This is a genomic window from Micromonospora foliorum, assembly GCF_022229015.1.
GTDB lineage: Bacteria > Actinomycetota > Actinomycetes > Mycobacteriales > Micromonosporaceae > Micromonospora > Micromonospora foliorum.
On the sequence record NZ_JAKKFF010000485.1, the window covers coordinates 1 to 3,191 of the forward strand.

The 3,191-nt window shown below is 74.4% G+C and carries 3 protein-coding genes and 1 pseudogene; all 4 read right to left on the bottom strand.

From position 1 onward, the window contains the following. Nucleotides 1–732, bottom strand: a pseudogene (locus tag PSH25_RS28570) (putative baseplate assembly protein); the annotation flags it as partial. Then, the gene (locus PSH25_RS28575) at nt 729–1,163 is read right to left on the bottom strand and encodes a GPW/gp25 family protein (protein ID WP_238661987.1); all 435 of its coding nucleotides are present in this window, start codon (nt 1,161–1,163) and stop codon (nt 729–731) included. The pseudogene PSH25_RS28570 and the gene PSH25_RS28575, both read right to left, overlap by 4 nt. Continuing rightward, on the bottom strand, nt 1,160–1,498 hold the full coding sequence (locus PSH25_RS28580) for a hypothetical protein (RefSeq protein WP_238661988.1): 339 nt from the start codon (nt 1,496–1,498) through the stop codon (nt 1,160–1,162). The genes PSH25_RS28575 and PSH25_RS28580 overlap by 4 nt, the downstream gene beginning before the upstream one ends. Beyond that, the gene (locus PSH25_RS28585; protein WP_238661989.1) at nt 1,498–3,186 is read right to left on the bottom strand and encodes a contractile injection system protein, VgrG/Pvc8 family; all 1,689 of its coding nucleotides are present in this window, start codon (nt 3,184–3,186) and stop codon (nt 1,498–1,500) included. The genes PSH25_RS28580 and PSH25_RS28585 overlap by 1 nt, the downstream gene beginning before the upstream one ends. Between the last annotated feature and the right edge of the window lie 5 nt (nt 3,187–3,191).

The following is a 3,191-nucleotide window of genomic DNA, read 5'->3' on the forward strand; positions in this document are numbered from 1 at the left end:
TTCGCCGGGCTCGGCCCGCAGGTCGAGGGCCGGGGCGAAGGTGACAGTGCCCGAGCAGCGGTCGACCAGGTACGCCTTGGCCTGCGGGCCGAGCCCGGCGAAGCTGTCCACCGGCTGCCAGATCTCGAACGTGCGACCGTCGTGCTCACGGGCCGCCGCGCCCAACTCGACTGTGCCGGCCGGCACCTCCACCCCGAGCAGCAGGTCCAGCGCCTCGGCGGTGTGCGTCAGCGGCGCGTGGGCCGCGCGCAGCACCTGCCCCGGCTGGCCGGTGCCCACCCCGAGCAGCTCCGCCTCGACCGGTTCGCAGTGGTGCATCCGTACCGTCACCGACGTCTCGTCGGCGGGCAGCAGCGTCGGCTCGGTGGTGACGAACACGACCGGCCGGGGGTCCGCGCCCCGGGCCGCCGCGACCCGCAGCCCGGCCGGGATCCGGACCGCGCCGCGGTCGGTGCCGGTACGGGTGAACCGGACGTCCGCCCAGGCCGCGGTCGGCGCGTGCCGGGTCACCCCGAGCAGGTTCAGGAACGAGACGTACGCCTTGTCCGGCAACTGGTTCAACCGGTAGATCATCACCTCGGTGAGGTGCGCGAACGTCTCCACCAGCGCCATGCCGGGGTCGTGCGCCGACAGGTCGGTCCACGCCGGGCAGGACTGCCGGATCCGTTCCCGGGCCTCGGTGACCAGGTCGAGGAAGCCGCGGTCGTCCAGGTGCGGCACGGGCAGCGTCATGAGGGGCCTCCCTGGGCGGGCTCGTCGACCGGGAGCAGGTCCACGGAGAAGACCAGTTGCCCGGGTGTCAGGCTGGCCCGCACCCGGTAGTCCAACCGGATCACCAACCGCCACGCGTCGTCCGGGTCCGGCCCGGCGTCCACGTCGATCACCTCGACCCGGGGCTCCCACCGGGCGATGGCCTGCCGGACGTAGTGGATGGCCAGCCCGGCAGTGGTGTCGTCGTTGGGCGCGAAGACCAACCGGTGCAGTCGGGAGCCGTACCCGGGTCGCATCAGCCGCTCGCCCGGCGTGGTCGACAGGAGCAGGAACAGCGCCTGCCGTACGCTCTCGTCGCCCTCGGTCATCGCCAGCCCACCGGCCGCGGTCAGCGCCAACCCGCCGGTACGGCCGGCGTCGAAGCCGGCGCCGACGAAGCGGAAGGCCCTCATCGGTCCGCCCCCAGGAACTGCTGGCGGGGGTCGCGCACCGTGTGCTTGACCAGCCCCGGCGGTGTGCCGTTGGTGAACCCCTCCAGGTGCGACAGCACCACCCGGTGCCCGTCGACGCGGACCCAGTCGCTGTAGCCGACCCGGACGGTGAGCGTCTGTGTGCAGGGTTTGATGGTCGGGCCGTAGTTCGGGCAAGCGATGATCGTGCGTCCCTCCGGGTCGTCGTCGACGAGCACGGGCACCCCGGTGACGGTCACCCACTGCCGCGAGGGTCGGTTCTCGACCCGGCCGTCGTGATCGCAGGTGATCACGGAGTCACGGTGGATCCAGCGCATCAGCCGCCTCCTTGGTGGTGGGCGCGGGCGAGCGAACGGGCCTGCTCCGCCGCGGTGGTCGGGTCCTCGGTCGAGTCGGCGTGCAGGAAGTCCACGCTGCGGGCGCGCACCACCATGGCCCGGCCGGGTGCGGAGATCACCAGGTCGGACGCGGCGTGCAGGGTGGCCAGGTCGGGGGTCAACTCCAGGAAGCTGCCGCCCTCGGTGCCCAGCCGCAGGCTGCGCCGCACGTCGTCGACGACGATCGACTGCCCGCCGGCGGTGCGCATCGTCCAGCGGCGGGCCTTTCCGTCGTCGATGCCCGCGTCGTACGGCTCGACGGCGCCGAACAGCGAACCCAGCACGATGCCCGAGGCCGGCTCGCCGCCGGGCAGCACCACCAGCACGGTGTCACCCGGATCGGGGAGCGCCACCAGACCCTTGCCCGGCCCGGCCCCGGGGCAGAGCACGGCGAGCCAGCCGGCGTCCAGGTCCCCGTACGCCGGCAGGGTCAACCGCACCCGTCCCAGCCCGTCCGGGTCGCCGACGTCGGTGACGGAGCCGAGGGTGACCACCGCGCCGCCGGTCGGGGTGGTCGGGGTGGCCGGTGGCACGGTGGAGAAGCGGGTCAGGTGCCCGTTGCCGTCCACCGTGTGCACCACCTCGGTCAGCACGTACGCCCCGGCGACCGGGTCGGGCACCCCGTCCAGGGCGATCCGTCGGCCCGGCCGTAACGCCGGATCGCCTTCGGCCACCCCCTCGGCCGTGACCAGCGTCGCCGCCCGGGTGTCCATTCGGGCCTGGGCCAGCGCCGCCAACTCGTCGTCACTGCGGCCGGGCTGGTCCACGGCGGTGCGAACGCCGTCGGCGCCCACGTCGGCCGGGTCCGGACGGTCGTCGGCGGGCCGGCCGCAGCGCGCCTCGTCGACCTGCTGACTGATCACCTCGGCCCGCTGCGGGTGCCAGCCCAGAGCCGCGCTGGCACCGCTGGCCTGGTCGGTGTTGGTGGACAGCCGCAGGGTGTGCACACCCGCGCCGAGCGTCAACGCGATCGGCTCCCCGTAGCCGGCGAGCGTGACCAGCCGGACGCCGTCGCCGTCGGCGGCCAGGTGCAGCCCGGCCCGGCCGGCAACCTCCCGCAGCAGCTCCAGATCGCTGTGCCGGTGCTGGAGCAGCCGCTCCACCCGAGGGCCGTCCACCTCCGCCGTCACCGCCAACCCCACCGCGCCGCACAACTCCCGGGCCAGCTCGGCGGCGGTCACCGAGGTGAAGACCCGCAACCCCTGCCGCTTGCGCAGCCGATGCAGCGGGTCGTACGCCCGCAGCCGCAGCACCGCCGCCCCGTCGGCGGCGTACTCCACCTCCACGCAGGTGACCTCCCCGGTGAAGAGGGCGTCCGCGTGGTCGGTGAGCCGTACGTCGAGGGTCGTGCCGGGGCGTACCGCCGGGTCGAACGCGCCGGTCCCGGCGGTGGTGGCCAACACCAGCTCGGCCTGAGTGGGCTGGTCGAGCCGGGCCGCCACCCGCAGCGAGCGGACCCGCTGCCGGGCCGCGCCGACCAGCTCGACGCCGTCGAGCAGGACGATCAACGCCCGGGGTGCGGTGGTCACGGCGTACCCCCGGGGGTGCCGGACCCGCTCGCAGCCGCGCCGGTCGGGCCGGCCGCCGAGATCGGCCGAGCACTCGGCTGGACGCCACTCCCGTGTCATTATCT